The 26094-nt window shown below is 32.9% G+C and carries 26 protein-coding genes; 12 read left to right on the forward strand and 14 right to left on the reverse strand.

Annotation, left to right across the window (positions count from 1 at the left end):
* Positions 1-45 precede the first annotated feature (45 nt).
* The 3 genes from HM987_RS04125 to HM987_RS04135 form a co-directional block, all read right to left on the reverse strand.
* Positions 46-519, reverse strand: coding sequence for a GNAT family N-acetyltransferase (locus HM987_RS04125; RefSeq protein WP_179005495.1), 474 nt, complete (start codon positions 517-519; stop codon positions 46-48).
* 12 nt (positions 520-531) lie between these two features.
* On the reverse strand, positions 532-1335 hold the full coding sequence (kdsA, locus tag HM987_RS04130; protein WP_179009870.1) for a 3-deoxy-8-phosphooctulonate synthase: 804 nt from the start codon (positions 1333-1335) through the stop codon (positions 532-534).
* A 307-nt stretch (positions 1336-1642) separates the two neighbouring features.
* The gene (locus HM987_RS04135) at positions 1643-2002 is read right to left on the reverse strand and encodes a hypothetical protein (RefSeq protein ID WP_179005497.1); all 360 of its coding nucleotides are present in this window, start codon (positions 2000-2002) and stop codon (positions 1643-1645) included.
* 209 nt (positions 2003-2211) lie between these two features.
* On the opposite strand from HM987_RS04135, the gene typA reads away from it, so the two are divergent.
* On the forward strand, positions 2212-4011 hold the full coding sequence (gene typA / locus HM987_RS04140; RefSeq protein WP_179005499.1) for a translational GTPase TypA: 1800 nt from the start codon (positions 2212-2214) through the stop codon (positions 4009-4011).
* Positions 4012-4106: 95 nt separating this feature from the next.
* Positions 4107-4661, forward strand: a complete 555-nt coding sequence (locus HM987_RS04145) for a class I SAM-dependent methyltransferase (protein WP_179005501.1) — start codon at positions 4107-4109, stop codon at positions 4659-4661.
* A gap of 3 nt (positions 4662-4664) precedes the next feature.
* Here the strand turns inward: HM987_RS04145 and HM987_RS04150 are convergent, their stop codons facing one another.
* The 3 genes from HM987_RS04150 to HM987_RS04160 all read right to left on the reverse strand — a co-directional run bounded on the left by HM987_RS04150 (position 4665) and on the right by HM987_RS04160 (position 7745).
* Complete coding sequence (locus HM987_RS04150) at positions 4665-5816, reverse strand: glycosyltransferase family 2 protein (protein WP_229724583.1); 1152 nt, start codon at positions 5814-5816, stop codon at positions 4665-4667.
* Entirely contained in the window at positions 5809-6825 is a 1017-nt protein-coding gene (locus HM987_RS04155; RefSeq protein ID WP_179005503.1) for a hypothetical protein, read from the reverse strand. Before HM987_RS04155 ends, HM987_RS04150 begins: the two co-directional genes overlap by 8 nt.
* 296 nt (positions 6826-7121) lie before the next feature.
* On the reverse strand, positions 7122-7745 hold the full coding sequence (locus tag HM987_RS04160; protein ID WP_179005505.1) for a class I SAM-dependent methyltransferase: 624 nt from the start codon (positions 7743-7745) through the stop codon (positions 7122-7124).
* 105 nt (positions 7746-7850) lie between these two features.
* On the opposite strand from HM987_RS04160, the gene HM987_RS04165 reads away from it, so the two are divergent.
* From HM987_RS04165 to HM987_RS04195, 7 genes are all read left to right on the forward strand, one after another.
* Positions 7851-9614, forward strand: coding sequence for a hypothetical protein (locus HM987_RS04165; protein ID WP_179005507.1), 1764 nt, complete (start codon positions 7851-7853; stop codon positions 9612-9614).
* 34 nt (positions 9615-9648) lie between these two features.
* Positions 9649-10602, forward strand: coding sequence for a glycosyltransferase family 2 protein (locus tag HM987_RS04170; protein WP_179005509.1), 954 nt, complete (start codon positions 9649-9651; stop codon positions 10600-10602).
* A 68-nt stretch (positions 10603-10670) separates the two neighbouring features.
* Positions 10671-11648 carry a GNAT family N-acetyltransferase gene (locus tag HM987_RS04175; protein ID WP_179005511.1) on the forward strand — a complete coding sequence of 326 codons (978 nt, stop codon included), beginning with the start codon at positions 10671-10673 and terminating at the stop codon, positions 11646-11648.
* Positions 11645-12790 carry a DegT/DnrJ/EryC1/StrS family aminotransferase gene (locus HM987_RS04180; protein WP_179005513.1) on the forward strand — a complete coding sequence of 382 codons (1146 nt, stop codon included), beginning with the start codon at positions 11645-11647 and terminating at the stop codon, positions 12788-12790. The genes HM987_RS04175 and HM987_RS04180 overlap by 4 nt, the downstream gene beginning before the upstream one ends.
* Positions 12791-14101, forward strand: coding sequence for an O-antigen translocase (locus tag HM987_RS04185; protein ID WP_179005515.1), 1311 nt, complete (start codon positions 12791-12793; stop codon positions 14099-14101).
* Positions 14102-14111: 10 nt separating this feature from the next.
* Positions 14112-15416, forward strand: a complete 1305-nt coding sequence (locus HM987_RS04190; protein ID WP_179005517.1) for an O-antigen translocase — start codon at positions 14112-14114, stop codon at positions 15414-15416.
* Positions 15397-16233 carry a phytanoyl-CoA dioxygenase family protein gene (locus tag HM987_RS04195; protein ID WP_179005519.1) on the forward strand — a complete coding sequence of 279 codons (837 nt, stop codon included), beginning with the start codon at positions 15397-15399 and terminating at the stop codon, positions 16231-16233. Before HM987_RS04190 ends, HM987_RS04195 begins: the two co-directional genes overlap by 20 nt.
* Here HM987_RS04195 and HM987_RS04200 read toward each other — a convergent pair.
* A complete protein-coding gene (locus HM987_RS04200; RefSeq protein WP_179005521.1) occupies positions 16230-17363 on the reverse strand; it encodes a glycosyltransferase in 1134 nt (377 codons plus the stop codon). The genes HM987_RS04195 and HM987_RS04200 overlap by 4 nt on opposite strands.
* A 104-nt stretch (positions 17364-17467) precedes the next feature.
* On the opposite strand from HM987_RS04200, the gene HM987_RS04205 reads away from it, so the two are divergent.
* A complete protein-coding gene (locus HM987_RS04205; RefSeq protein WP_179005523.1) occupies positions 17468-18562 on the forward strand; it encodes a glycosyltransferase in 1095 nt (364 codons plus the stop codon).
* Between the two features lie 2 nt (positions 18563-18564).
* Positions 18565-18978, forward strand: coding sequence for a sugar 3,4-ketoisomerase (locus HM987_RS04210; RefSeq protein ID WP_179005525.1), 414 nt, complete (start codon positions 18565-18567; stop codon positions 18976-18978).
* Here HM987_RS04210 and HM987_RS04215 read toward each other — a convergent pair.
* Together HM987_RS04215 and HM987_RS04220 are read right to left on the reverse strand one after the other, a co-directional pair.
* Entirely contained in the window at positions 18958-19908 is a 951-nt protein-coding gene (locus HM987_RS04215) for a glycosyltransferase family 2 protein (RefSeq protein ID WP_179005527.1), read from the reverse strand. The two genes, HM987_RS04210 and HM987_RS04215, sit on opposite strands and share 21 nt — an antisense overlap.
* The gene (locus HM987_RS04220) at positions 19901-21106 is read right to left on the reverse strand and encodes a capsular polysaccharide export protein, LipB/KpsS family (protein WP_179005529.1); all 1206 of its coding nucleotides are present in this window, start codon (positions 21104-21106) and stop codon (positions 19901-19903) included. Before HM987_RS04220 ends, HM987_RS04215 begins: the two co-directional genes overlap by 8 nt.
* Before the next feature lie 214 nt (positions 21107-21320).
* Here HM987_RS04220 and HM987_RS04225 point away from each other — a divergent pair, with 214 nt between their 5' ends.
* The gene (locus tag HM987_RS04225; RefSeq protein ID WP_229724585.1) at positions 21321-22154 is read left to right on the forward strand and encodes a 2OG-Fe(II) oxygenase; all 834 of its coding nucleotides are present in this window, start codon (positions 21321-21323) and stop codon (positions 22152-22154) included.
* A gap of 186 nt (positions 22155-22340) precedes the next feature.
* Here the strand turns inward: HM987_RS04225 and HM987_RS04230 are convergent, their stop codons facing one another.
* The 5 genes from HM987_RS04230 to trpC all read right to left on the reverse strand — a co-directional run bounded on the left by HM987_RS04230 (position 22341) and on the right by trpC (position 26065).
* Entirely contained in the window at positions 22341-22565 is a 225-nt protein-coding gene (locus tag HM987_RS04230) for a hypothetical protein (protein ID WP_179005531.1), read from the reverse strand.
* 3 nt (positions 22566-22568) lie between these two features.
* Positions 22569-23252 carry a cell division ATP-binding protein FtsE gene (locus HM987_RS04235; RefSeq protein ID WP_179005533.1) on the reverse strand — a complete coding sequence of 228 codons (684 nt, stop codon included), beginning with the start codon at positions 23250-23252 and terminating at the stop codon, positions 22569-22571.
* A 107-nt stretch (positions 23253-23359) separates the two neighbouring features.
* Positions 23360-24541, reverse strand: coding sequence for a tryptophan synthase subunit beta (gene trpB, locus HM987_RS04240; RefSeq protein WP_179005535.1), 1182 nt, complete (start codon positions 24539-24541; stop codon positions 23360-23362).
* Entirely contained in the window at positions 24525-25139 is a 615-nt protein-coding gene (locus HM987_RS04245) for a phosphoribosylanthranilate isomerase (protein WP_179005537.1), read from the reverse strand. The genes trpB and HM987_RS04245 overlap by 17 nt, the downstream gene beginning before the upstream one ends.
* Before the next feature lie 143 nt (positions 25140-25282).
* The gene (gene trpC, locus HM987_RS04250; protein ID WP_179005538.1) at positions 25283-26065 is read right to left on the reverse strand and encodes an indole-3-glycerol phosphate synthase TrpC; all 783 of its coding nucleotides are present in this window, start codon (positions 26063-26065) and stop codon (positions 25283-25285) included.
* Between the last annotated feature and the right edge of the window lie 29 nt (positions 26066-26094).

The raw sequence follows: 26094 nt of genomic DNA on the forward strand, positions 1-26094 counted from the left end.
CCCAGTCTCAGTTTTCAGTAGTTTGTTTTCAGAATTGTGTGAAACTTATAGTGTTTTCTCAACCAAATAATTTTCAAAAACAAGACCTTTGAAATTCTTCTTTTGTTTCTTGATGACTTCGTAATATTTATTGTCAAAAAAAGGTAAGGCCGTTTTGCTTACATCAGATTTGATGACATCAAAATCATTCATCATCACTTGCGATTCTATAATGCGTAATAGTTTTGAAGCAATTCCTTGACGTTGATAATCCTTATGAACAAAAAGGCCATCAAAATAGTTTCCGTTTTTTAAGTAGGCGAAACCAACAAGGGTTTGTTCAATTTCGGCGACAATAAAATAAAGTTTATTAATACGTTCTTCCCATTTTTCAATATCATCAGCACCAGACGCCCAAACTTTAATCTGTTTTTCGGAATAGTGCTTGGAATTTATATGCGTGACCGTGTCCCTAAAAATCTTAGTGATTTCGGGAATGTCCTCTAAAGTTGCTTGCCTTATTTCAATTGGGTTTTTCAAAAATGACTCGTTTTATAAGCTATTTACAGTTTTTCTAATAGCCACCAAATTACCCAACAACCTTTCTAAATTATCCAAGTGTAGCATATTGGCACCATCACTTTTGGCATTTGCAGGATCAAAATGGGTTTCTATAAACAAACCATCGACATTATTAACGATTCCTGCTCTGGCAATGGTCTCAATCATATCTGGACGTCCACCAGTAACACCAGCACTTTGGTTAGGCTGTTGTAAGGAATGCGTCACATCTAAAACCGTTGGCGCATATTGACGCATGGTAGGAATACCTCTAAAATCGACGATCATATCTTGGTAACCGAACATGGTGCCTCGATCGGTGATCCACGCTTTTTCGTTGCCAGCATCTTTCACTTTTTGAACCGCATGTTTCATAGATTCAGGACTCATAAATTGTCCTTTCTTCAAATTAACCACTTTTCCGGTTTCGGCAGCGGCAACTACCAAATCGGTTTGTCTTACCAAAAACGCAGGAATTTGTAACACATCAACATATGCTGCCGCCATGGCCGCATCAGAGGCTTCATGAATATCTGTTACGGTTGGTACATCAAAAGTTTCAGAAACCTTTCTCAGAATCTTTAAGGCTTTTTCGTTTCCAATGCCTGTAAAACTATCAATTCTACTTCGATTTGCTTTCTTAAAACTGCCTTTAAATACATAAGGAATTTCAAGTTTATCGGTGATTTTTATGACTTTTTCAGCAATTCGTAATGCCATATCTTCGCCTTCTATAGCGCAAGGGCCACAAAGTAAAAAGAAGTTATTGGAATTGGTGTGTTTTAATTTTGGGATCGTGATCAAAGCTTTGAACTTAAATGGTTAAGTAACAAAGATACGATTATGATTGGTAAGTTAAAACAGGTTTTTTTTGTGTTCAGTTGGCAGTACTCGGGCTTCAATCCTCAGTTAAAGTATTCTGTAAGAAGTGTAAAGTGTGGAGTTTAAAGTAAAATGACGCATCAAATTCAGATTCTTAAGAGTACTATTTTTAATGATAGCGCCTGATATCTCTGCGACCGAAAACTTTCAGTATGGTTGATAATTTTCGGTATTCGTCTTGATTCTTGATTCTAAAAACAAAGCGGTCTATAATCTAATTTCAAAACTGCTTCTTAATACTGTTTCGCACCATCCAAAGGGACATTACAAAATTGCCAACGACCAACAGGCCACCATAAAAAAGGATTTTTTTAGACGATTCAGACCAATGGATAATATTGAGTATATCAAATAGATAAGCAAATATCAAATAGGAGGATAGACAAACAAATACAATGCCCAATGAGAAGTTTAATTGTCTGCTCGGCTTTATCAGTTGCCATAAAAAGGGAATTCCGAAAAGTAAAATCGGGTAAGCCGAAATGCCTTCAAGTCTATTTAGTGTTGTAAACCAATACGCAATTACCGACAAAAAATAGAGGTAAGGAATGAACTTAGTGAACTTGCTAACTGTATGCATTTGTTAATTTTTAGGGTTCAAATTAGTTTGCAAAAGTGACGCGATTATAGCCCAATTAGCGATTGGTTTTTAAAATAGGCTTTACGCTGTTAATCAATTATTTAGTGAAAGATACAACTGAAATTGCTTCTATGTAAAATAATAACAAATTATTAACGAAAAGATAAGAATTAGACGTACATTTGCACGCTTAAAAATGGGCATCAGTTATGACAAAGATTAAAAACATCGCAATTATTGCGCACGTCGATCACGGAAAGACCACATTGGTAGATAAAATCATGTACCACTGTCAACTGTTTCGTGAAAATGAAAACACAGGAGACTTAATATTAGACAACAACGATTTAGAGCGTGAAAGAGGTATTACCATCACGTCTAAAAACGTTTCTGTTGTTTATAAGGACACTAAAATTAATGTGATTGATACACCTGGTCACGCCGATTTTGGTGGTGAAGTAGAGCGTGTGTTGAACATGGCTGATGGTGTTTTACTTTTAGTTGATGCTTTTGAAGGCCCAATGCCACAAACACGATTTGTATTGCAAAAAGCGATCGATTTAGGCTTAAAACCTTGTGTAGTTATCAATAAGGTAGATAAGGAAAACTGTACACCAGATGAAGTACATGAGAAAGTTTTTGACTTAATGTTTGAACTTGGTGCAGAAGAATGGCAGCTAGATTTTCCAACGGTTTATGGTTCAGCAAAGAACAACTGGATGAGCGATGACTGGAAAAATGAAACGGAAAATATTGAGCCTTTATTGGATATGGTCATTGAGCATGTGCCTGAACCAAAATTTGAAGAGGGTACCACTCAAATGCTAATTACCTCTTTGGATTTTTCATCCTTTACAGGACGAATTGCTATTGGACGTTTAACCAGAGGTGGTTTAAAAGTGAACCAGCAAATCTCATTGGTAAAAAGAGATGGTTCAATTGTAAAGAGTAAAATTAAAGAACTACATACCTTTGAAGGTGTAGGTCGTTTAAAAGTAGAAGAGGTAGAAACTGGAGACATTTGTGCTATTGTAGGTTTAGAAGGTTTTGAAATTGGTGATACCGTTGCTGATTTTGAAAATCCTGAAGGTTTAAAAACCATTGCTATCGATGAGCCAACGATGAGCATGTTATTTACTATTAATGATTCGCCTTTCTTCGGAAAAGACGGAAAGTTTGTGACCTCTCGACATATTAAAGATCGTTTAACCAAAGAACTGGAAAAGAATTTAGCCTTACGTGTTGAAGAAACGGATAGTGCGGATAAATTTATGGTTTTTGGCCGTGGTGTATTGCACTTATCGGTTTTAATTGAAACCATGCGTCGTGAAGGTTATGAGATGCAAATTGGACAGCCACAAGTAATCATTAAGGAAATTGATGGTGTTAAATGTGAGCCTTTTGAAGAAATGACGATTGATTTACCAGAGCATGTTTCAGGTAAAGCGATCGAAATGGTCACGATGCGTAAAGGTGAAATGGTAAGTATGGAAGCCAAAGGCGACCGTATGGTTTGCCAATTTATAGTACCGTCTCGTGGCATCATTGGTTTACGTAACCAATTGTTAACAGCAACGGCGGGAGAAGCCATTATGGCACACCGTTTTACGGATTACAAACCCTTAAAAGGTGGCATTCCAGAACGTCAAAATGGATCGTTGGTATCAATGGAAAACGGACAAGCAATTCCTTATTCTATTGATAAATTACAAGATAGAGGTAAGTTTTTCGTCGATCCAGGAGAAGATATTTACGAAGGTCAAGTGATTGGGGAAAACTCACGTGGTGATGATATGACGGTCAACGTAACGAAGACCAAAAAATTAAGTAACGTACGTTCTTCGGGAGCGGATGATAAAGCCAAAATTGTACCTGCCATTAAGTTTTCTTTGGAGGAAGCGTTGGAATATATTCAGAAAGATGAGTATGTTGAGGTGACGCCAAACCACTTAAGATTACGTAAAATCTATTTAAAAGAAGTGGATCGAAAGCGTAATAAGACTAATTAATAAGGCATTTAAATATATTTTTGAAAAGAGGAATACTGAAAAGTGTTTCTCTTTTTTTTCTTGTATTATTGAACTTGAAATATTTCAATATATAAATGAAATTTGTAGATCGTTTTTTAAGAGATTGGCGCATTAAAATGACCAAACCCTATGTAAGAGCCAATGACTCTGTTCTGGATATTGGTTGCTTTGATGATACGTTATTTAAAAAACTTAAGTCCAAGCCAATTTCGAATAGTATTGGTATAGATCCATTATTGAAGCAATCTATTCAAAATAAAAATCACATTTTACTACCAGGTAAATTTCCTCTCGATTTACCAAAAGATAAAACATTTGACACTATAACCATGCTTGCCGTTTTAGAGCATATTCCCAATGAAGAACAAGAACAACTTAGAGATAATTGTTACAATTATCTAAACACAAAAGGTCGAATTATTATTACCGTTCCTTCTCCATTTGTAGATCATATACTTTGGGTTTTGTCTAAATTAAGACTAATAGATGGTATGTCTTTAGAAGAACACTATGGTTTTAAGGTGGAAGATGTACCCTTGATTTTTAATTCAAAACAATTTAAACTTTTGAAGCATAAAAGATTTCAATTAGGACTGAATAACTTATTTGTTTTTGAAAAACTAGAATAAGGCTTATTTTTTAAGTCCTAAAACACTAAAAAATAAGCTGAATAATATCGTTTGAATACCAAGTTGTAAGGTTGTTATTGCAGGAATTATAATTCGTAACGTAGTGCTCGTATCTAATGGCCCAAAACGAGTGTTTTCCCAAGAAGCTAAACCCTTAAAGCTTAAATATACTCCAATTATTAAAAGTACAAAACCAAAGATTAAGCCTTTTTCAAGGTTGATAAATTTGAAAAGTTTGTTATAACGGTTGGATTTTGGAAGTAGCTCATTTTCAACAGCAAATATTTTTGTCAAGCCATAGAATATGATAAATTGAAATCCTACTAATAGAAACGCAGAAGTGTATAATAATGTATGTACATCTAATGTGAAGCTTTCAAACTCAATAGGATTTATGACAAGAATAAAGGACATCACAAAACCGACTAAAGCTAAAAGAATTCCAGGGTAAAGAAACAACCAATTTGGTGCGTACAACATTAAAAAACGCAAATGTCTCCAACCATCACTCCAAGTTTTTAAATGTGGTGCTCTAGTTCTGCCATCTTTATGGAGTTTTGTTGGCACTTCCGCAATAGATAAATTATTCAGCTTCGATTTTACCACCATTTCCGAGGCAAACTCCATACCAGAGGTTTTTAAATTCATCGTTTTGTAGGCACTTTTAGAAAAGCCTCTCAGTCCACAATGAAAATCATTAATATTAATTTTAAAAAACAGACGCCCTACAAAAGATAACACAGGATTGCCTAAGTATTGGTGTAAAAATGGCATAGCATCTTTTTCAATTCCACCTTTAAAACGATTTCCCATTACTAAATCCTTACCATTTCGCAATTCTACCAGATAGGGCAAAAGGTTAGAAAAATCGTAACTGTCGTCAGCATCTCCCATAATAATATAAGATCCGTTTGCTGCCTCAATTCCTGCCTTTAGCGCACTTCCATATCCTTTTTGTTCTGCATGGATTACAATTGCATTATGAGATTTAGCAATAGTTTTTGAGCCATCCGTACTTCCGTTATCTGCAATAATAATCTCGCCCATAACATTATTCTTTTCAAGAAATGATTGCGCTTTATTTATGCAAATAGCAAGAGTTTCCGCTTCGTTTAAGCATGGCATTACAATGGAAAGTTCAGGTTTATTACTCACGTTTTAAAAGTTTGAGTGTACTAATGAATAGCAAAAATAACAAAGCATAATTGTAAAACAGATAACGTTGTATAGAATGGCTTGCAAAGGCAATAAAAAGAGCATTCGATAAAATTAAAGATGATAATAGAAATAAAATGGCATAGTTCTTTTGATCGTAAAATGTGGTTTTAACTAAACTGAATAAGAACATAAACACTACAAAGAAAAGCAGAATTGGCGTGTAAAAACCATAAGTTATATTAGTATAATAAAGCTGAATCCATTTATTGAAATTTGCCCTAATTAAAGTGAAAGTATATGTTTTACAGGCGGCTTCAGTTTCAAAAAATGGATAGGAAGCCACTTGGTTGGAACTCCACTCTTTTGGACTTGGTTGGTTAAAATAATAGACTACGCCTTGTTCTCTAACAGTTTGATTACATATTTTTGATAGGTTCTCATGAAAGAATAAATAGTCTTCTTTTGGTGTTTGGTTGGGTTTTAAAAGTAAATCTTTCTTAATTAAAGTGTCGTAGGCACTTTTTAGAATTTCCCTGTAATCTTTTTGTTCTATAAGTGAATAATCCGTGGTGTTAGAAACATAGATTGGAGCTGTTGAAGCACTGGTATAACCTAAGGGAGTAGGTTTAAAAAAACCATCTTTTAATAGATGATAGCTGCGTTCCGTTAGACTTGCTATAAGCACAACACCGCACATAACGATAATTGTTGATATATGTTTTCTTTGAAAGATAAACTTTCTGTAAATTAAAAAATAGGCGCCTGCGAAAATTAAAGTGGAGATTATAAACTGACTTCTTGTAAACACCAAGCCAAGAAAGATAATGACATAATATTTAAGATGTTCTCGTTTATTATTAAAAAGAATGTCTAAGCCAATAGCAATAAATAAAAGGTAAAAACCATAACCTAGCCCTTCAGAACATAAGTTATTTGCAATAAGCAATGGTGGGAAAAAAGGAAATAATAAAATCGCACTTAAAATAAGTCTTAGGAAGTAGTTCAAGTTAAATATCGAAGCTACTTTTTTATGAAAATAATGAACACAAAACAAACTAAATAGGGCATGGAACGCTACTACCGCAATGTCGAAATATGATCCAAAAACGAAACTAAAACTTTTTAAGAAAATGACATAGCCCAATTGACGGAATGGCATTGCCCTTAAATAACCGTAGGTGTCGGGAGAATATATAGGATCATTAAAAATGCAAAATAGGAAAACACAGAAGTATACAATTAGAAAAAATGGACGGTCTTTATAAAAATATTTGATTTTATTAATTTTCATTTTTGTTGAAACTAATATGCGGTGTTTTTACAATCCATAATAATAGAGGTATAGGGAATAAAAAAATAGGATTCATCAATGGTCGAATCTATATTGTTGAAGTGGATTTTTGCAAGACGTTCATACTCAAGTTGTGTTCTTACAAATTGACCTCTATCTTTTCTTAAGAAGTAAGCGGAAATTTTGTTTTGATTTGGAACATAACAACCGTCAAACGACACAAAACGGCCATTTGGTTTTAAGGCTTTTACTGCAATTTTAAACAAATTGAAACATTGCTCATCCGTTAAATGATGCAAGACTCCAGCAGAAATAACAATGTCAAAAGTGTGAGTCTCAATTAAATCTAAGTCGTCCACTCCAGCACACTTAAATGTACCTTTGTTTCCATATTTTTTTTTTGCCTGTTCAATGTAATTGTGATCTAAGTCAATTCCTGTATAGTCAACATTAGGTAAAAACTCTAATATATCTCCAGGGCCACAACCAATATCCAATATTTTTTGACCAGGTTTTATGTTCACGTTATTTTCAACAAAAAGTTTACGAGCTCTGTAACCACCTACAATTTTTTGATAGGAGGTATAAATTACAGGATGACTGAGAATTTTTCTGGGATCGAGATTCAATGGCACTTTTAAAATCTGTTTTATTGCCGCTAAATTAATGGAATAACAATTAAATAAGATGTTATATTTGATTTTTACTCAAAATCGTTTTAACTAAATAGGCTTAACTTAATGAAGCTTGAATTACAAATTCAGAAGAATCTATTCAAAATTACATTAATAATTATCGTGCTTTTACAATTATTAGTGGCTTTTCAAGGATTTGATGTCTGCGACGATGGTTTCGTTTTAACGTTTTATCAGCAAATTTTCTCAAATCCTGAAAGTGTAGAGTATAATTTCTTGTATTGGTTTTCGGGTTTTGTAGGAGGTTTATGGTATCTGCTGTATGAAGATGGTGGCATTTTATGGTTTAGGCTGCTTGGAATTATTGTAAACACTCTAGCTTTTTATCTGTCATACAAATTATTAAAATCATATATAAAACAAGAATTTTTACTCCTTGCATTGGTCATGGTTTTATTTGTGAACGATTATGGGTTTTTGACCTATTACCATAATCATTTGACCGCACTTATGTCGGTTATAATTATATATGTGTTAAATAAGGCTGTCATAAAAAACAGTATGCTTTTATACATATTGTCTGGGATTATATTAAGTATAAATGTTTTTACCCGGATTCCGAACTTAGTGCTTTTCTCATTGGTCTTAGTTGTGCCATATGCATATTATTTACGAAAAGAATCGATTTTGAAATCTATTAAGCCGTTTTTATTTGTTGGGTTTGGATCTATTATTGGCTTTTTGATGGTGTATGTAACTTTAAGCTTGCTTGGGCAGTTGGAAATAATGAAGAATGCCCTCTTTACGATAAATGACCTAGGGAATACTGAGGACAGTTCACATAATTTTAAATCGGTATTTATGGCACCTTACTATAATTATAGAAGTATTGCTGTTGAAACGGTCAAACTTGCTGCCATTGTTATGGGACTTTATGTCTTAAGACGATTTATTCCCAATAAGAAAATCATCAATGTTTTTATTTTTGTTTTTTCAATCGTCTTATTTGTCTTTTGGTTTAATACAGGAAACATTTATCCAATATATAGCCTTTGTTTAATAGGTGCTGTCACAATTCTTTTTATAAAAAAGGTTAGTAATGAAGTAAAAGTAATTAGCTTTTTATCTTTTTTCACATTGATTACTATTTCCTTAGGAACAGGAGGTGGTATAAAAAATAGTGGTTATATGGGAATCTGGATTGGTTTGCCTTTATTTTTCTATTTGATAGATAATTTGTACGTAATGGATATGCATTCAAAATATCTTAAAATTAATCCAAGCTCAAGTATACCAAAGAAATCACTTCATTTATTTATGTATGCAATTATTGTGGCTTTTATATTGCTTAAAACCTATAATATTTCCCAACAGGCCTATTTTGATATGGGAAGTAGATTCGAAAAACACTATACCATTAATAGCTCTTTGGCCGAGGGCATATACACCACGGAGCGACGCGCCAAAATTATCAATGATTTACTGGTGAATTTGAATCAATTTGTAGAACCAAATGATTATTTAATGGTCTATGATAAAATTCCAATGGTTCATTTTTTATCGGAAACCAAACCTTACATGTATAATCCTTGGGTTTGGATTTACGATTATAATTCTTTTGAAAAAAAGTTGCATAAAGCGGAATCTGAAATCCCTGTGTTGCCAATCGTTGTGCAACAAAAATTTGAAACTATTTATAGTTTTTCTGAGCCAATACCAGACTATATGTCAACTCAAAAAGAGAACACTGATTTTCATAGTAATGAGCGAAATGCCATCATGATTGCATTTTTAAATCGAAATAACTATGAAATTGTTTGGAGTAACCCTTATTTTAATATTTATCGATCTAAGAATAAGTCGAGATGAGTTTACTATATTAGTTGCGTATTAAGATACGATTATGCAAGACAATGACATTTCCATTATAATTCCTGTTTACAATGAATCTGAAAATATACAGACGCTATATGGAAGGATTAAGCAAACACTTTCTACAATTAAATTAAGTTACGAGATACTATTTATCAACGATGGAAGTACAGATGACTCTCTGACTCAGATAGAAACAATTGCCCAAGGCGATAGTGATGTTTATTATATCGATTTTAGTAGAAATTTTGGACATCAAGTAGCGGTTTCCGCAGGATTGGAGCATAGCAATGCAAGCTGCACCGTAATTATTGATGCAGACCTTCAAGATCCACCAGAATTAATTGCTGATTTATATGCCAAATATAAAGAGGGATTTGACGTGGTTTATGCAAAGCGACAAAAGCGAAAAGGTGAATCATTTTTGAAAAAATTAACGGCTAAATTGTACTATAGGCTTTTGAAAAAGATAGTAACTTTTGATATTCCTTTAGACGCTGGAGACTTTAGATTGGTGTCTAAAAAAGTGGTAGAGGCTATTATTAGAATGCCAGAGCAGAATAAATTTTTACGTGGTCAAATTGCTTGGTTAGGATTTAAACAGGCTTATGTTTTGTATGACAGGGCTTCTAGAAAACATGGTAAATCTGGGTATACCTATGGTAAAATGTTTCGTTTAGCCTTCGATGGTATTACCGGTTTTTCAGATAAACCCTTACTTTTTGTAAGCCGTTTGGGATTCATTATTTCTATCTTTTCATTCTTGCTGATCATTTTTGCCATATTTTCCCATTATATATTAGAACAAACCATCACAGGTTGGACTTCTTTAATCATCAGTGCCGCATTTATTGGAGGTATTCAACTTTTATCGATAGGCGTAATTGGCGAATATATTAGTAGAATTAATGTCAATGTAAAAGACAGACCGCTTTATATTGTGGATTCTACAAACATTGATCCAACTGTAAAAAAGGAAAAATAACTCAATTTTATTTTTTAATCATTTTGAATTCATTGGGCTTAATAGATAATTAGAATTATTTTTGATTGATGGCAGATTACAAAGTCACTTTATATAAATCTTCAGAAAAAGAAACCTGGAACAGTTTTGCCCTAAAAAGCAATCAAGATACGTTTTTGTTCCAGCGGGATTTTATGGATTATCACAGCCATACCTTTCGTGATTTTTCATTGATGGTCTATAAAAAAGATAAACTAATGGCGATGTTGCCTGCTAATTTGGTTGAGGACGCTGTCTATTCCCATCAAGGGTTAACTTATGGCAGTCTCATTTATTCCAAAGAATTAAAAACAACCGATTTTATTCGAGTGTTTCGGGCTGTATTGGAATTTTTAAACAGTAGTGAGATTAACAGTTTAACCTTAAAAGAACTTCCCACCATATATCTGCACAATCAGTCTAATAATCCACTGGCTTATGTTTTATTCAAAACGAAGGCTGAATTGTTGCGAACTGATTTGCATTCAGTCGTAAATACAAAATTTAAATCCTATTCTAACAGTAGAAAAGAAGGCGTAAAAAGAGCTAATAAATCAGATTTAAAAGTTGAAGAATCTAATGTTTTTGAATCATTTTGGAATCAAATCCTTATCCCAAATTTAGAAACAAAGCACAACGTGAAACCCGTTCACAGTTTGGAAGAAATGACACTCTTAAAATCTAGGTTTCCAAATAACATCAAACAGTTTAATGTGCTTCATAAAGAAAAACTTGTGGCAGGAGTAACCATTTTTGAAACTGAAAACGTAGCACATTGCCAATATATTTCGGGCAATGAAGATAACAACGAATTGGGAAGTTTGGATTTTTTGCACCATCATCTTATAGAAAATGTATATAAGGATAAACCGTATTTTGATTTTGGAACGTCCAATATCAATTCAGGTGAACAGATCAACAAAGGCTTGCTTTTTTGGAAAGAGGGATTTGGAGCACGATCAATTCCACAAGGATTTTATAAAATGGAAACAGAAAATTATAAATTCTTAGACGCTATTTTAGTATGATTAAATTCCTAGATCTACATAAAATCAATAATCGTTTTCGTGACGCGTTTCAAACAGCGTTCAGTAAATCTTTGGACGATGCCCATTTTATTCTAGGGAAGAATGTTACCAAATTTGAAAATGATTTTGCAGCCTATTGTGGAACCAAATATTGTGTAGGTACTGCCAACGGATTAGATGCACTCACCTTAATATTAAAAGGTTATATCCATTTAGGGAAATTAGAGAAAGGAGATAAGGTCGTTGTTCCTGCAAATACGTTTATTGCTACCATATTATCTATTTTACATGCGGAATTAGTTCCTGTTTTAGTAGAGCCCAACACTGAAACTTATAATATCTCTACCGATATTGATAAAGCCATATTGGTTGAGGCCAAGGCGATTATTATGGTGCATTTATATGGTCAGTTGGCAGACGTTGAAAGTTTTAATACAATAGCAAAAGATTATAATTGCCTTTTAATTGAAGATGCGGCCCAAGCGCATGGTGCGGTTACAAATTCCAAAACTAAAACTCCAATTTCCGATATTAATGGAAACAACTATCCAATAGCCAATAAAGCAGGAAGCCTTTCTCATGCGGCAGCCTTTAGTTTCTATCCGAGCAAAAACCTCGGCGCCCTAGGCGATGGAGGTGCTGTGACGACAAATGATTCAGAATTAGTTGACGTCTTAAGGCTATTACGTAACTATGGAAGTGAAGCAAAGTACACTAATAAAATAATTGGTTTCAACAGTCGTTTAGATGATATGCAAGCGGCTTTTTTGGGTATTAAATTAAAATCCCTGGACAAAGACAACCAAAGACGACGGGAAATTGCAAAAGCGTATTTAAACGGTATTCACAATTCAAAATTAAAATTACCATATTATAATGGTTCTGAAAATCATGTGTTCTATGCTTTTGTGATTGAGGTTGCCGATAGAGACCATTTTATCAATTTTTTGGATCATAATAAAATAGAATGGTTAATCCATTATCCAATTCCACCACATCAGCAAAGAGCCTTACAATCATTTTCGCACTTTAATTTTGCACTTACTGAAAAGATTCATAAAAGAATTATAAGTTTGCCTATGAGTCCTGTGTTGACAGACAATGAGATTCAAACGGTCATAGACGTTTTAAATACCTACTAGTTGAAAAAGTTTTTTACTTATATAAATACCGAAGTTTTAGTAAAAGCGGCAAGTCTAAACGTGGCTAATATTAGTCTTAGAATTGTGGCCGGAATTCTGGTTTCTAAATTTATTGCTATTTACATTGGGCCACAGGGTATGGCACTTATTGGGAATTTGAGGAATTTTTTAAGTGCGGTTCAGTCTTTGGCTATTTCTGGACTTTACAAGGGTGTCGTTAAAGTTATAAGCCAGGTTAAGAACGATGTAGTTGAGCTTACTAAAACATTATCTACAGTTTTTTATTCCGGATTTTTCTCTTCTATATGTTTATCGTTCTTATGTTACTATAATGCAGAGTGGATTAACAATGTATTGTTTTCACCAAATTACGATTACATCTATATTATAGAGACACTTGCAATTGTATTGCCGTTCTATGCGCTGAATATGTTCGTCTTTTCCATTTTGAATGGATTTTCTAAACACAAATATTTACTACTAATTAACATTCTTGGTCAGATATTAGGGCTTTTAGTGACTTTACTGCTTATATATGATGAAAATATTGATGGTGCATTGCTCGCCATTGTGTTGACACCAGCGCTTAATTTGCTCATAACCATAGTTGGTATTGCTTTTAGAAGAAGTTTGGTCTCCTCAATTAAGATTACACAAGTCAGTTTTTCGATATTGAATAAATTGGGCCCTTACATGATAATGGCGTTGGTAAGCACTATTGCCATCCCAATAGTAATGATCATTATTAGAAATTATCTCATTGATGAAATAGGTATAAAAGCGGCAGGCTATTGGACTGCTATGACGCGGGTTTCAGATTATTATCTCATGTTTTTTAATTCCATGATGGCACTTTATATTTTACCTCGGTATTCTCAAATCAATTCCAAACGAGAATTTAGAAAAGAAGTTTTTAGTTTCTACAAAGCTATTATGCCTGTATTTTTAGTATTATTACTAATTGTTTATTTAAGTCGATCTGTGTTGATAAATATCTTATTTACAGAAGATTTTAGACCTGTTGAAGATTTATTTGGCTATCAGATTTTAGGAGATATTGCGCGCGTACTCTCATTAGTTATTGCCTATCAATTTTTAGCAAAAAAAATGTTTACCCATTTTATCATTTTGGAAATATTCTTATTCGTCATCATGTATGTATCCAGTATTTATCTTATTGATGATTTTGGAGTGAAAGGTGCTGTTATGGGGCATTGTTTGAGCTATTTTATGTATTTCGGAATTATAGTCCTGCTATTTAGTAGTTCCTTATTTGGTGTATTGGACGACAAAGGTGTAGACAAATATTAAAAACAGAAATGTGAGGCTTCCAAAATTTATTGGCAACAATATTGTGCTTAAAATCACATCACTTAACGCTTTGGTTATTGCGGTTCGGTTAATTGTTTCGGCAATTATTCAACGATTGTTGGCCGTAATGGTTGGTGAAGCTGGTATAGCAAGTATTGGGCAAGTACGGAATGTTATGGCTATGCTTACCAGTACAGCAACGCTAGGGACATTTAATGGAGTTGTTAAATATGTTGCTGAATTTAAAAAGGACCAACCAGAGCTTTCTAAACTATTTTCTACGGTTACTGTATTTATGGTTATTGGCGCGTTGTGTTCTGCAGTGGTTTTATTTATTGGTGCTTCATTTTTTTCCAATTACTTATTTAATACGTCCGATTACATTTATATTTTTCAGCTTTTAGCGGTTATCGTGCCATTTATTGCCATTGGTCGTGTGGTCAATGCTGTGGTTAGTGGTTTGTCGGATTATAAACGCTATGCTAAGATTGAATTAATCAGTTATCTTCTGGCAACCATCGCACTCGTTATTGGACTTTATAGTTCAGAATTGAAAGGTGTGCTTATTGCCATTGCGTTTGCGCCTGTTATTCAACTTATTGTTTTGGCCTTTGTTTTTGGAAAAATATTGAAAACCTATGTGCCGTTTAAATCTCTAAACCTTAATCTTTTTTATAGAAATAAACTATTGGCATTTACATTGATGTCGTTTATTTCCACTTTTCTTCTGAATTATATTGAGTTGAACATAAGAACCTTGGTTGCCGATGAGTTAAACATTAATGAGGCAGGTTATTGGACAGCTGTAACTTTTATTTCTAAAAATTATATGGTGTTTGCCACAGGGTTGTTTACCTTATATGTTTTGCCAAAATTTGCAAGTATCCATACAAAGCTTGAATTTAAGAATGAAGTCCTTAACATTTATAAAACCATATTGCCCATTTTTGGATTGGGAATGATCCTGGTTTATGTCTTTAGAAATTATATTATTGAACTTATTTATCCAGATTTTACAGGTATGGAACCTTTATTCAAGTGGCAGTTGCTTGGCGATTTTATAAGGTTGGGAGCTTTGGTATTGTCCCATCAATTTTTAGCCAAGCGTATGGTGAAAAGTTTTGTGATTACCGAAATAATTTCTTTAGGGCTGTTTTTTGTACTTTCAAAAGTGTTTATTCAATCTTATGGTACTGAAGGTATTGTGATTGCTCATTTTGTGAGGTATATTATTTATTTCATAATGGTTATATTTATTATCAAAAATTACTTCGATAATAAAAAGGAAAAATTCGATGATGGAGAAAATATGTAAATTATATATTGATAATAAACCCTTTGAATTTAAAGTTGAAGGCAATTTTTTTTGGGGACAACCAGAATTACTTTATCCTCAAAAAGATAACGTTTTATCTAAAATGCCATGGGAAAAGCAAGGTTATAGTATGGTTGAAGCATTTGGTCAGGACGATTTTTTAAGACTTCAAAGTTCTGTGGAAAAAATAATTATCGACGCTTTAAAGGCTAATAATATAGTTGTTGATGATGAAAATTTTGATTTAAAGAATTATCATAAATATGTAACTACTGATGCGCTTCATAATCAAGTCATCTCTATAACCCGTAATCTTGAAACCTCAGATTTCGATTTTGATATCGACCAATTAGCTAAACGGTTTGGAGATATTTTGGGCTACAAGTTAACTTCGTATGTAGAAGAACTTCAAAAATCACACATCCAAATACGAATTAGTAGACCAAATTCTTTAGATATTAATCCACCACATAGAGATGGTTATTTGAGCTATTGGGAAGATATTATAAACGTATGGTTACCCATTGCTGGCTGTAACGAAAAATCATCTTTGCCAGTAATGCCAGAAAGCCATTTTATACCCGAAAACGAAATTTTAAGAACAGAAAGTAAGGGTGCGAAAATTAATGGTAATGTTTATTATGTGCCCTGTATTTTGGAAACAAAAACAGGAGTGATTAATATGTTAAGACCTAATCCTAAAGAAAGTGAAGCCTTGTTGTTTTCCCCTTTTTTAATCCATGGTGCTGCCGTAAACGAAAATGTTGATATCACGCGGGTTTCCTTAGAACTTCGCTTTCCGAAGCAAAAAAATTAATCCCATTTTTCTAAATACATTTTTGCACAATTGATGTGATCATGATGTTGCTCTACAAAGCGTCGGGCGTTTTTTGAGATTTCAATGATTTTTTCGGGATTTTCTATGAGCCAAATTAGTTTATTGATAATTTGTGTCACATCAGGTAGTGCATTTATAGCAATAGTATCTGGCATAACTTTATAATAATCTTCCCATTCTTTTTCTGCGCCAGTAAAAACGACTTTTCCTTTTGCCATGGCTTCTAGTGCATTATATCCTTGGTCGTAGGCATATACTTGATCTAGTAATATGTGAGCTTTGTCAAATTTTTTAATGTATTCTTTATAGGGAAGGTTCCTGGCAATTATAATTTCAATTCTATCGGCATATTTTTTAGAAATTATTTCCAAAGCGGCATCAAAAATATCATTTCCTTTTTTAAAATAATTAAAGGTATTGATACCATGAAAAATTATTATTTTATCCTTAATTTCAGGTGCGGTATAATTTAGTTTACTAAGATTAATGGCATGTGGAATCATACCTAAGTACTTTCTATAACCAACTAACGGAATATGATAATCTAAATCATTAGATATGACTCCTTTTATAGTATGAAAAATTTTTTTGTGCAATTTAATATGTTCTGGGGTCAGGTAACTCAATGCGGGTGAAAAGTCTTTTTTAGTTCCTTTGTTGTCAAAATAAGGAGTAAGAATTGAATATCTAAATTTTTTTTCGTGGGCATATAAGACACTTGAATAGTCTAAGCCAGCAGAAAGTAAAAAAAGGTTTTTATTCCAATCTGTCAACCACTCAAAAATTTGCTGTTGATGTTTTCTATCAAAATCAAAAGGAGCTTCATTAATAAACTGAACAATATCGTAATTTGAGAGTTTATTTTTGTTTTTTTTAATTTGACGTTTTATTGATAATGCAGATAGGTCTATTCCCAAAAGCTTTTTTATTAGGTTTCTTAGTTTTTTTAAGAAGTAAGGCTTGTAAGGATCTATTAATTCAATATCAACGTCAACTTTCTTAAAACCATCTCTGTTACTCACAACAATAGCCTCGTGCCCTAATGCAATAAGTCCATTTTTTATATTCCATTGTGACCTGTTATATTCCCCAAACAGTAAAATTTTCATATAATAATATTATTTTTTTGTCTTATGTTTAAAACAACTCAAGTTATCCCAAAAAGTTAGAGGATAATATTTCATTTAATATCTTTACCAAGTAATTAAGATAAATGCAAAATAAGCATAAAAAAAAGATATGTATTGTATCGCGCTCTTTAAGTGAGGGAGGAGCTGATAGAGTTGCAGCTATGCAATCAATTTTTTTAACTGATTTAGGCTATAAAGTGTTTATTGTTACTGTTCTCAATAGTATAAAATATCCATATAAAGGTGAATTGTTAAATCTTGGTGAAATTAAAGAACAGAATGATACTTTTATCGGACGTCTCAAACGTTTATTAATTTTTAGAAAATTTCTAAACAAAAATAGCATAGAAGTCATTATCGATCATCGTGTGCGTTCTAAAGCATTTTCAGAATATATTATTTCTGCATTTATTTATCCAAAGGAAACTATTTATATGATTCATAGTTACGCCATTCATTTATTTTTTCCACCCAACAAATGGTTGACTAAATTACTGTATAAAAAATCTAAAAAAATAGTTTGTGTATCTCATGGTATTGAGAATTTAGTTAAAGAATCGTATGATTTTAAAAATTTGAAGACCTTATATAATCCCATAGATTTCAGTTATATTAACCAATTAAAACAAGAGAAAAACATGGAATCTTCTCCTTTTATTTTTTGGTATGGTAGGCTGGATAATGAGGTTAAAAACCTATCTTTATTAATAGCATCTTACCAAGAATCATTGTTGTCTAAAAAAGGCATAAAGTTAATTCTTATGGGTAATGGTAAGGATAAATCTTTAATTGAAAATAAAATAATAAAATGTAAATTAAAGAGGTACATTAAAATACTACCGTTTTCCATAAATCCATTTTCATATATAAATTCATCTAGATTCACAGTATTGACTAGTAGGTTTGAAGGTTTTCCTATGACTATTTTAGAATCTTTAGCTTGCAACACACCCGTAATAAGTGTGAAATATGATAACTTTGAAGATGGTGTGATAAACCATAAAAAAAATGGTTTATTAGTGGATAATCATAGTATTTCTGCGTTAGCTGATGCATTCAATACATTTGTTGAAGATGAAAAATTATATAATCACTGTAAATCTAATGCCAAGATATCAATAGAATATTTGTCTGTTGATAGGATCGCAAAAGAGTGGCAAAATTTAATTGAAGCATAAAAATGAAAATGACGACAATAGAGGATGTTTTTATTTTGGAAATTCCAAGAGTGCATGACGAACGTGGTATCTTAGCCGTTGTTGAAGGGGACTTACTGCCATTTGAAATAAAGCGAGTATATTATTTATACGATGTTCCATCTGATGCTTTTAGAGGGGGCCATGCTCATAAGGAATTGTACCAGCTTATTGTTCCACTTTCTGGTAGTTTTGATGTGCACATTAAGGATGGTGAAAACAAAATGACTTTTAGTTTAAATAAACCGCATAAAGGTCTTCTAATAGTGCCAGGAATATGGCGCGAAATTGATAATTTTTCTTCGGGATGCGTTTGCTTAGTTTTGGCCTCTGACGAATTTAATGAAGATGACTATATTAGAAAGTATAGGGACTTTTTAGCTTTTAAAAAGCCATAAATAAATTTTACTCTTAATAATATACGGTCTTAATTTATTTAAAACTTGTAGAATAAACGTAGGTGTTTTAAGTAAAATTTTTTGTTTAGAATTTAAATTTCTAAAGTCTATGGTTTTTAAAGTATCACTATAGATTTTTGATTCACCTCGAATTTTAGTTCTTAAAGCCAATCCGTAACGTTTTATGTCTAAATATTTTTTGAGCGATAGGTTATTGTTTTCGTAGCTATGAAATGAATTGAATAAAATAAATCTAGCATCATTATCTTCTGTTTTACCTAAGCTCCCTTCTATTGATTTGTCGTAAATCATTGAAGACTTTGGATTAAAAACAATAGCTTCATTCAAAGCTATTCTAATCCATAAATCTAAATCTTGACTACTTAAATAGATAGGGTTAAACATGTCGTAATCAAAAAACTTTTCCCTTTTTATTGCAGCAGCAGATGTCCAGACAGCTGTATCTTGTATACTTGCTTTAAAAAAATCAGTTAAAACAAATGGCTTATCATCATTACCTTCAATTTGTATTTTTGCTGGTATAATATGATCATCAGCATACTTTATTTCATAATTATTAGCGTACAAACCTGCATTTGGAAAATTGTCTATACTTTCTTTAAATAATTCTAAATGAGTGGGTTTCCAAATGTCGTCAGCATCTAGAAATGCTAGGTAAGTCCCTTTGGCATTATAAGCTCCGTTATTTCTTGCAGCACTAACCCCTAAGTTCTCTTGAGAAAACAGTGTAATTTTATTGGAAATAATTGATTCTACAATAGAAACACTGTCATCTGTAGACCCGTCATTGATAATTACGACTTCGTAATTTTTAAATGTTTGATTCAATGCGCTTTTCAAGCACTCAGAAATGTATTGCTCTTTATTATACAAAGGAATAATCACAGAAAAAAAAGGCGTCTCACTCATTTGTCAGTAATTTATTAGCAATAGTTATTGAAGATTGTAAGGGGTTATCTGTTATTGCTCCTTTTAATAAAACACTATTAAATAGTTCCTGTTTAAAAGCATCGATTTTCGCTTTGTTAGGTTCATTTTCTATTGCTTTTTCTAAGATAATTGACAGCTCTTTTTTGTTTTCTAGTTTAATACAAACAGCTGGATTATCATAAAATGCGTCGCCTAAAACAACAACAGTTTTGTATTTTAGAATAGCTTCAATACCGACAGTTGAATTATTAACAATCACCATCATTGCGCTATCTATAGCTAAGTCCAGAGGAGTGGAATTATCAATTAATATCGCATTTTGGTTAATATAATCGTATAAGCTATCTTCATATTTGTTAGTGTAAAGCGGATGCTCTCTAACCACCAATTTTAAATTTTTAGGAAGGTTAGAATAGATGCTTTCAACGATTTCGGTGTGCGATTTATAGTTGGGACTGTGATAAATCATATTAACATCTAAAGGCACCTGCAATATTAATAATGCCATTTGCTCATGGTAAAAGTGTTGAATTTTAGGATGGGAACGCTTAGGTCTGTAACTATTTAGGTCAGTATATTTTAAATCTGGTGGATAAAAAGCGGTGTTTTCGAATAAGGTCATTAAAACCATATCTATCCCACGGTAAATAGGAGATCTACTATAGATTTTATTACTCGCCTTGTCATCAGAAATCGGATGTTCATTAATTTTTGTGGATTGATAATTATCTTTTTCTCTAATACTAATATTGGCATTAACACCTTTGTCGTCAAAGAATGTCGTATTGAAAGGCCCTTGTTCTATATAACGTACTTTAATTTTTTTTGTTTTGGCCAATGCAATCGCAATTTCCATGCACAATCTAGAATCGCCTATACTGATAAGATAATCTGGTGTTTCATTAGCGAAAATTTCATCAAAAATATCTATATAAGCTAAGGTTTGCAATTGCAGTGATTTTGTCGAAATATTTTTAGTTAAGGCAGCATGAAATGCATAATAATCATTAAAGTTTAAATTTTTATAACTGTTTTGAGAATTTATAATTGAAGTATAAAGTTGTTTTTTGCGTTGTGCCAAATACCATGCTTTTACCGAAATCCAATTGCTATATTTAAATCGAAGAAGTGTATAAAGGAATCCACTAAAATAAAGGCTGAATACCTTTAAGCTCATATCTGTTTTGTTTTTAGCTTTTAGGTGACGCTCAATATCGAGATAAAACCTCGAAAATTTATCCAGTGTACTAAGGCAAATGACTTTCATGTAATGCGGAAGACCTCTAAGATTTTTAATTGGAGTACAATGTAATTAAATTATAAATGAAGCTCAAAGACTTTAGTGTTAAACGAAATTAATTTATCTTGCCAAGACATAAAATTATGTTAGTGTGAACATTACTTCCGACGAAATTATAAATCAAATTTGCCATAAAATAACAGCCAACAAAAATAATATTTTATCGACTTATCATTCTTCAAAATCTAATATTGGCTACTTTTTTATCGACGATTTACTTCCAAACGATTTAGCGAAAGCGTGTTTTTCTGTTTTTCCAGATAAAAATGACATGCGATGTTTAAAAACAATTAGAGAACATAAATATGTTTCGGCTCAAATGAACAATCATAATCCTTTGCTTGAAAAAGTGATTTATGCTTTTCAGGATGATAAAGTAGTGAAACTAATAGGTGATATTTGTGGTATAGAAACATTGTATGCGGACCAATCACTATACGCAGGCGGTTTATCGTTGATGGCAAATCATAATTTTTTAAATCCCCATTTAGATAATTCACATGATGCCAAAAGAGAGCGCTGGCGTGTCTTAAATTTACTATATTATGTAACACCAAATTGGGAACTTAAAAATGGAGGCCATTTGGAATTATGGCCAAATGGGCCCAAAAAAAATCCTATCGTAATTGAGAGTAAGTTTAATCGTTTGGTGGTTATGGCAACCCACGATGGATCATGGCATTCTGTAAACAAAGTGAATTCTGAATTAGAAGCTAGATGTTGTATTTCCAACTATTATTTTAGTCCATTGCCATTAAAGGAAACAGATAAATTCCATGTGACGAAATATAGAGGTCGCCCAGAAGAAACCTTAAAAAACATAATATTAGATGCTGATGCTAAATTAAGGATGTTATTGAGAAAGGTATTTAAAAAAGGCATAAGAAAGAATCCGCACATTTATAAAAACAAAGAAGAATCTTAGATGTTTAGATAAGGATTGTCTAAAATTCGTTGGGCATCGTTCCTTTTTGTTTCAGATCTGTGTTTATGATCTAATACGTGGAAATAGTAAATTTGCTTTGTCCAGTTAGCATTTTTAAATAGTCGTTGATTTACGAAAAAAGGATGGTAGCTAATATTTCTTAGTTTATTTTGGTCATTAAATTCATTAATTTTTGCTGAAAACTCGCTCTTTTGCTTGATAAGCCGCTTTTAAAATATCAAAAGCATGATGTGGACGCAATATTAAGTCATAGAGAACCTTACTTCTAAAAGAACCAAATACATAGACAAAAATGCTCATACAATTAAGGCGCAAAGGTTCTGATAGACGTTCCTTGTATATTCTATTCCAAATACGTTTTTGGGATAAGCGTTTTAATAAAAAGCTCATATTCTAACTCTTCCTTTGCACAACTTCAAAAACCTTGTTTTCGTCGCACTTTAAGGTTTTACTTGGATATTTTAAAAGCAAGGCATAGTCATGGGTCGCCATTAAAATCGTATTCCCATTTTTATTGATGTCTTGCAAAACTTCCATAACTTCTATACTGGTTTGTGGATCCAAGTTACCCGTTGGCTCATCGGCTAAGATAAGCTCAGGATCATTCAGTAAAGCGCGTGCTATGGCAATACGCTGTTGCTCACCACCAGAAAGTTCATGAGGATATTTAAAGCCCTTGGTTTTCATGGCAACTTTATCTAGAACAGAGTCAATACGGTCTTTAATCCTATCCTTTTCTTTCCAGCCAGTTGCTTTTAATACAAATTCTAAATTACCAATAATAGTGCGATCTGGCAATAACTTGAAATCTTGAAAAACAATACCCAACTTTCGTCTTAAAAACGGAATATCATTTTCTTTCATGGTTTTTAGATTAAAATCAACCACAGAACCTTCACCTTCGGTCAATTGTAAATCACCATAAAGCGTTTTCATAAAACTACTTTTACCGCTCCCCGTTTTTCCTATAAGATAAACAAAATCGCCTTTTTGCATTTCAAAATTCACTTTTGAAAGCACCATGCTATCGCCTTGATAAATGGTAGCATCTTTAAGCTCTAAAACCGTTTCGGACATAGTAATGATATAAAATAAATTGGTAAGTGTAAAAGTATTGCTTAAAATTTCAACTACAAAACTTCTGTTCTAAATTCCAAACTGTAAATCGTAAACCTCCAATAAAATTACAACTTAAAATAATCAATATAATTCTGTAAATCTTTATCACCTCGACCAGATAAATTTAGAACAATGATATCATTTGGTTTGAAAGTTTTATGTTCAAATACGGCCAAAGCATGAGAGGTTTCAATCGCAGGAATGATGCCTTCTAACTGGCATAGACTGAATCCAGCTTTCATGGCGTCATCATCAGTTATGGCAATAAATTCCGCTCGACCAGTTTTATATAAATTAGCATGCATTGGCCCAACACCTGGATAATCCAATCCGGCAGAAATGGAATAGGGTTCTGTTATTTGTCCATCCTTCGTTTGCATTAATAAGGTTTTGCTACCATGAATAATTCCTTCTTTTCCTAGCACCGAAGTGGCAGCGCTTTCTCCAGAATCCACCCCTAATCCTGCGGCTTCAACGGCTATGATATTTACGTTGTCATTGTCTAGATAATGATAATAAGTACCGGCAGCATTGCTTCCTCCTCCAACACAAGCAATGAGATAATCGGGATCTTCTGTGCCTTCTTTTTCCATAAGTTGACTTTTGATCTCTTCAGAAACCACAGCTTGAAACTTGGCAACCATATCTGGATAGGGATGAGGACCAACCACACTTCCAATAATATAATGTGTATCTACAGGATTGTTGATCCAATCACGAATCGCTTCGTTGGTGGCATCTTTTAAAGTCCTGCTTCCCGATAAAGCGGGAACTACAGTTGCGCCTAACATTTTCATTCTTGCGACATTTGGCGCTTGTCTTGCAATGTCAATTTCGCCCATGTAAACAATACATTCAATGCCCATTAGAGCACAAACGGTTGCTGTGGCAACACCATGTTGACCAGCTCCAGTTTCGGCAATAATCCTGTTTTTTCCAAGACGTTTTGCCATAAGGATTTGACCAATGGTATTATTGATTTTGTGAGCTCCAGTGTGGTTGAGGTCTTCACGCTTGAGATATATTTTTGTATTGTATTTTTCTGAAAGCCGTTTGGCAAAATAGAGTGGAGAAGGTCTGCCCACATAATCTTTTAGTAAAGCATTGAACTCTTCTTGGAATGAAGGTTCTGCCATGATTTTTAAATAGTTTTGACGCAATTCCTCTACATTTGGGTAAAGCATTTCTGGAATATATGCACCTCCAAATTCTCCGTAATATCCTTTTTCGTTAATGTTGTAACTCATACCTAAACTTTTCTAATTCGTCAATATTTTTTAATCCAGCTTCAATCTCAAATTTACTATTAACGTCTATAGCATAACAATATTTTGAAGCAGAATTTTTTTTGAATTCTTTAATTTTTTCAATGTCTTCTATGCCAATGCCGCCACTTAAAAAATAGGGTTTAGTGGAAGGATAATTTTTAAGAACATCCCAATTAAAACTGAAACCATTGCCTCCAGGTAATTTTCCTTTAGTATCAAATAAGAAAAATTCGCATACCTCTTCGTAAGGTTGAAGTACGTTAAAATTGAATTGATCCTTAATACTAAAGACCTTTATGACCTCCACATGCTTTATTGTAGCACAATATTCTGGCGATTCATGCCCATGTAATTGAACAACTTTCAGGTTAAATTTCTTAATCGTTTCCAATACGATTTCTAATTTTTCATCCACAAAAACACCAACTTTTTTAATTCTATTTGGTAATTTGGGAATAGTAGTGGTGAATTGCCTAGACGATTTTTTATAAAATATAAAGCCCAAAAAGTCGGGTTGCAGTTTAGCAACAGCTTCTATGTTGTCTTTATATTTCATTCCACAAACTTTCAGTTTCATATTTACAGCCATAATGGTGTCGCTTGATATAAACCTACAAGGTTTTTGAAACCTTGCAGGTCATTCTATTACTTTAATTGGTCTTTCATTTTTTTCATCCGCGTAAAAATTCTCCTCCCTTGGAGGAGCTAGAGGAGGCTTTTTTATATTAGGCTCTTTATAAATTGTTTCGCGCTTTCTCCAGGATTATCAGTCTTCATAAAGTTTTCACCTATTAGAAATCCTTTATAACCAAAGGGTTGCAATTCCTTAATGGCTTCGACTGAACTAATGCCACTTTCGGAGACTTTTACAAAATCTTCAGGAATTAATTGGCTTAATTCTTTTGATATATCTAAGCTAACTTCAAAAGTTTTAAGATTTCTATTGTTTACGCCTAACATATCCAAAGACGGCATAATGGATTTATGTAATTCGTCTTCGTTATGTACTTCAAGTAAAACATCAAGATTTAAACGTTTTGCAAATTCTGAAAAATGTTTGATTTCAGCTTTTGTCAGAATTGCAGCAATGAGTAAAATAGCATCGGCACCAATGGCTTTGGCTTCAATAATCTGATATTCATCAATAATAAATTCTTTTCGTAATAAGGGCAAACTACAACTTTCTCTAGCATTTATTAAATCGTCCATGGTGCCGCCAAAATAAATTTCGTCTGTTAAAACAGACATACCACAGACGCCTGCCATTTCATAACCAATAGCGACATCTTCAACCAAAGCCGTATTGTTGATAATTGATTTTGAAGGCGATTTACGCTTAAATTCAGCAATAATCCCAGAGTTGCTGGCTCTTAATTTTTTTGAAAGTGAAGTTGTTTTCATTCCAAAAGAAGGCAATTGCTCATAGGCTGCTATTGGAATGAACTCTTTTTTGAGTTCAACTTCTTTACGCTTGTCTTTAACTATTTTATCTAATATGTTCATATTCAGTATTCAGTATTCAGTATTCAGTA

The organism is Winogradskyella forsetii, from assembly GCF_013394595.1.
Classification (GTDB): Bacteria; Bacteroidota; Bacteroidia; order Flavobacteriales; family Flavobacteriaceae; genus Winogradskyella; species Winogradskyella forsetii.

What these genes read in the sequence shown, in the direction of transcription:
- HM987_RS04195 (WP_179005519.1), top strand. Translation starts at nt 15,397, where the DNA reads ATGATGGAGAAAATATGTAAATTATATATTGATAATAAACCCTTTGAA.
- HM987_RS04145 (WP_179005501.1), top strand. Translation starts at nt 4,107, where the DNA reads ATGAAATTTGTAGATCGTTTTTTAAGAGATTGGCGCATTAAAATGACC.
- HM987_RS04220 (WP_179005529.1), bottom strand. Translation starts at nt 21,106, where the DNA reads ATGAGCTTAAAGGTATTCAGCCTTTATTTTAGTGGATTCCTTTATACA.
- HM987_RS04165 (WP_179005507.1), top strand. Translation starts at nt 7,851, where the DNA reads ATGAAGCTTGAATTACAAATTCAGAAGAATCTATTCAAAATTACATTA.
- trpB (WP_179005535.1), bottom strand. Translation starts at nt 24,541, where the DNA reads ATGAGTTACAACATTAACGAAAAAGGATATTACGGAGAATTTGGAGGT.
- HM987_RS04245 (WP_179005537.1), bottom strand. Translation starts at nt 25,139, where the DNA reads ATGAAACTGAAAGTTTGTGGAATGAAATATAAAGACAACATAGAAGCT.
- HM987_RS04180 (WP_179005513.1), top strand. Translation starts at nt 11,645, where the DNA reads ATGATTAAATTCCTAGATCTACATAAAATCAATAATCGTTTTCGTGAC.
- HM987_RS04175 (WP_179005511.1), top strand. Translation starts at nt 10,671, where the DNA reads ATGGCAGATTACAAAGTCACTTTATATAAATCTTCAGAAAAAGAAACC.
- HM987_RS04235 (WP_179005533.1), bottom strand. Translation starts at nt 23,252, where the DNA reads ATGTCCGAAACGGTTTTAGAGCTTAAAGATGCTACCATTTATCAAGGC.
- typA (WP_179005499.1), top strand. Translation starts at nt 2,212, where the DNA reads ATGACAAAGATTAAAAACATCGCAATTATTGCGCACGTCGATCACGGA.
- HM987_RS04210 (WP_179005525.1), top strand. Translation starts at nt 18,565, where the DNA reads ATGAAAATGACGACAATAGAGGATGTTTTTATTTTGGAAATTCCAAGA.
- HM987_RS04215 (WP_179005527.1), bottom strand. Translation starts at nt 19,908, where the DNA reads ATGAGTGAGACGCCTTTTTTTTCTGTGATTATTCCTTTGTATAATAAA.
- HM987_RS04200 (WP_179005521.1), bottom strand. Translation starts at nt 17,363, where the DNA reads ATGAAAATTTTACTGTTTGGGGAATATAACAGGTCACAATGGAATATA.
- trpC (WP_179005538.1), bottom strand. Translation starts at nt 26,065, where the DNA reads ATGAACATATTAGATAAAATAGTTAAAGACAAGCGTAAAGAAGTTGAA.
- HM987_RS04230 (WP_179005531.1), bottom strand. Translation starts at nt 22,565, where the DNA reads ATGAGCTTTTTATTAAAACGCTTATCCCAAAAACGTATTTGGAATAGA.
- HM987_RS04135 (WP_179005497.1), bottom strand. Translation starts at nt 2,002, where the DNA reads ATGCATACAGTTAGCAAGTTCACTAAGTTCATTCCTTACCTCTATTTT.
- HM987_RS04170 (WP_179005509.1), top strand. Translation starts at nt 9,649, where the DNA reads ATGCAAGACAATGACATTTCCATTATAATTCCTGTTTACAATGAATCT.
- HM987_RS04205 (WP_179005523.1), top strand. Translation starts at nt 17,468, where the DNA reads ATGCAAAATAAGCATAAAAAAAAGATATGTATTGTATCGCGCTCTTTA.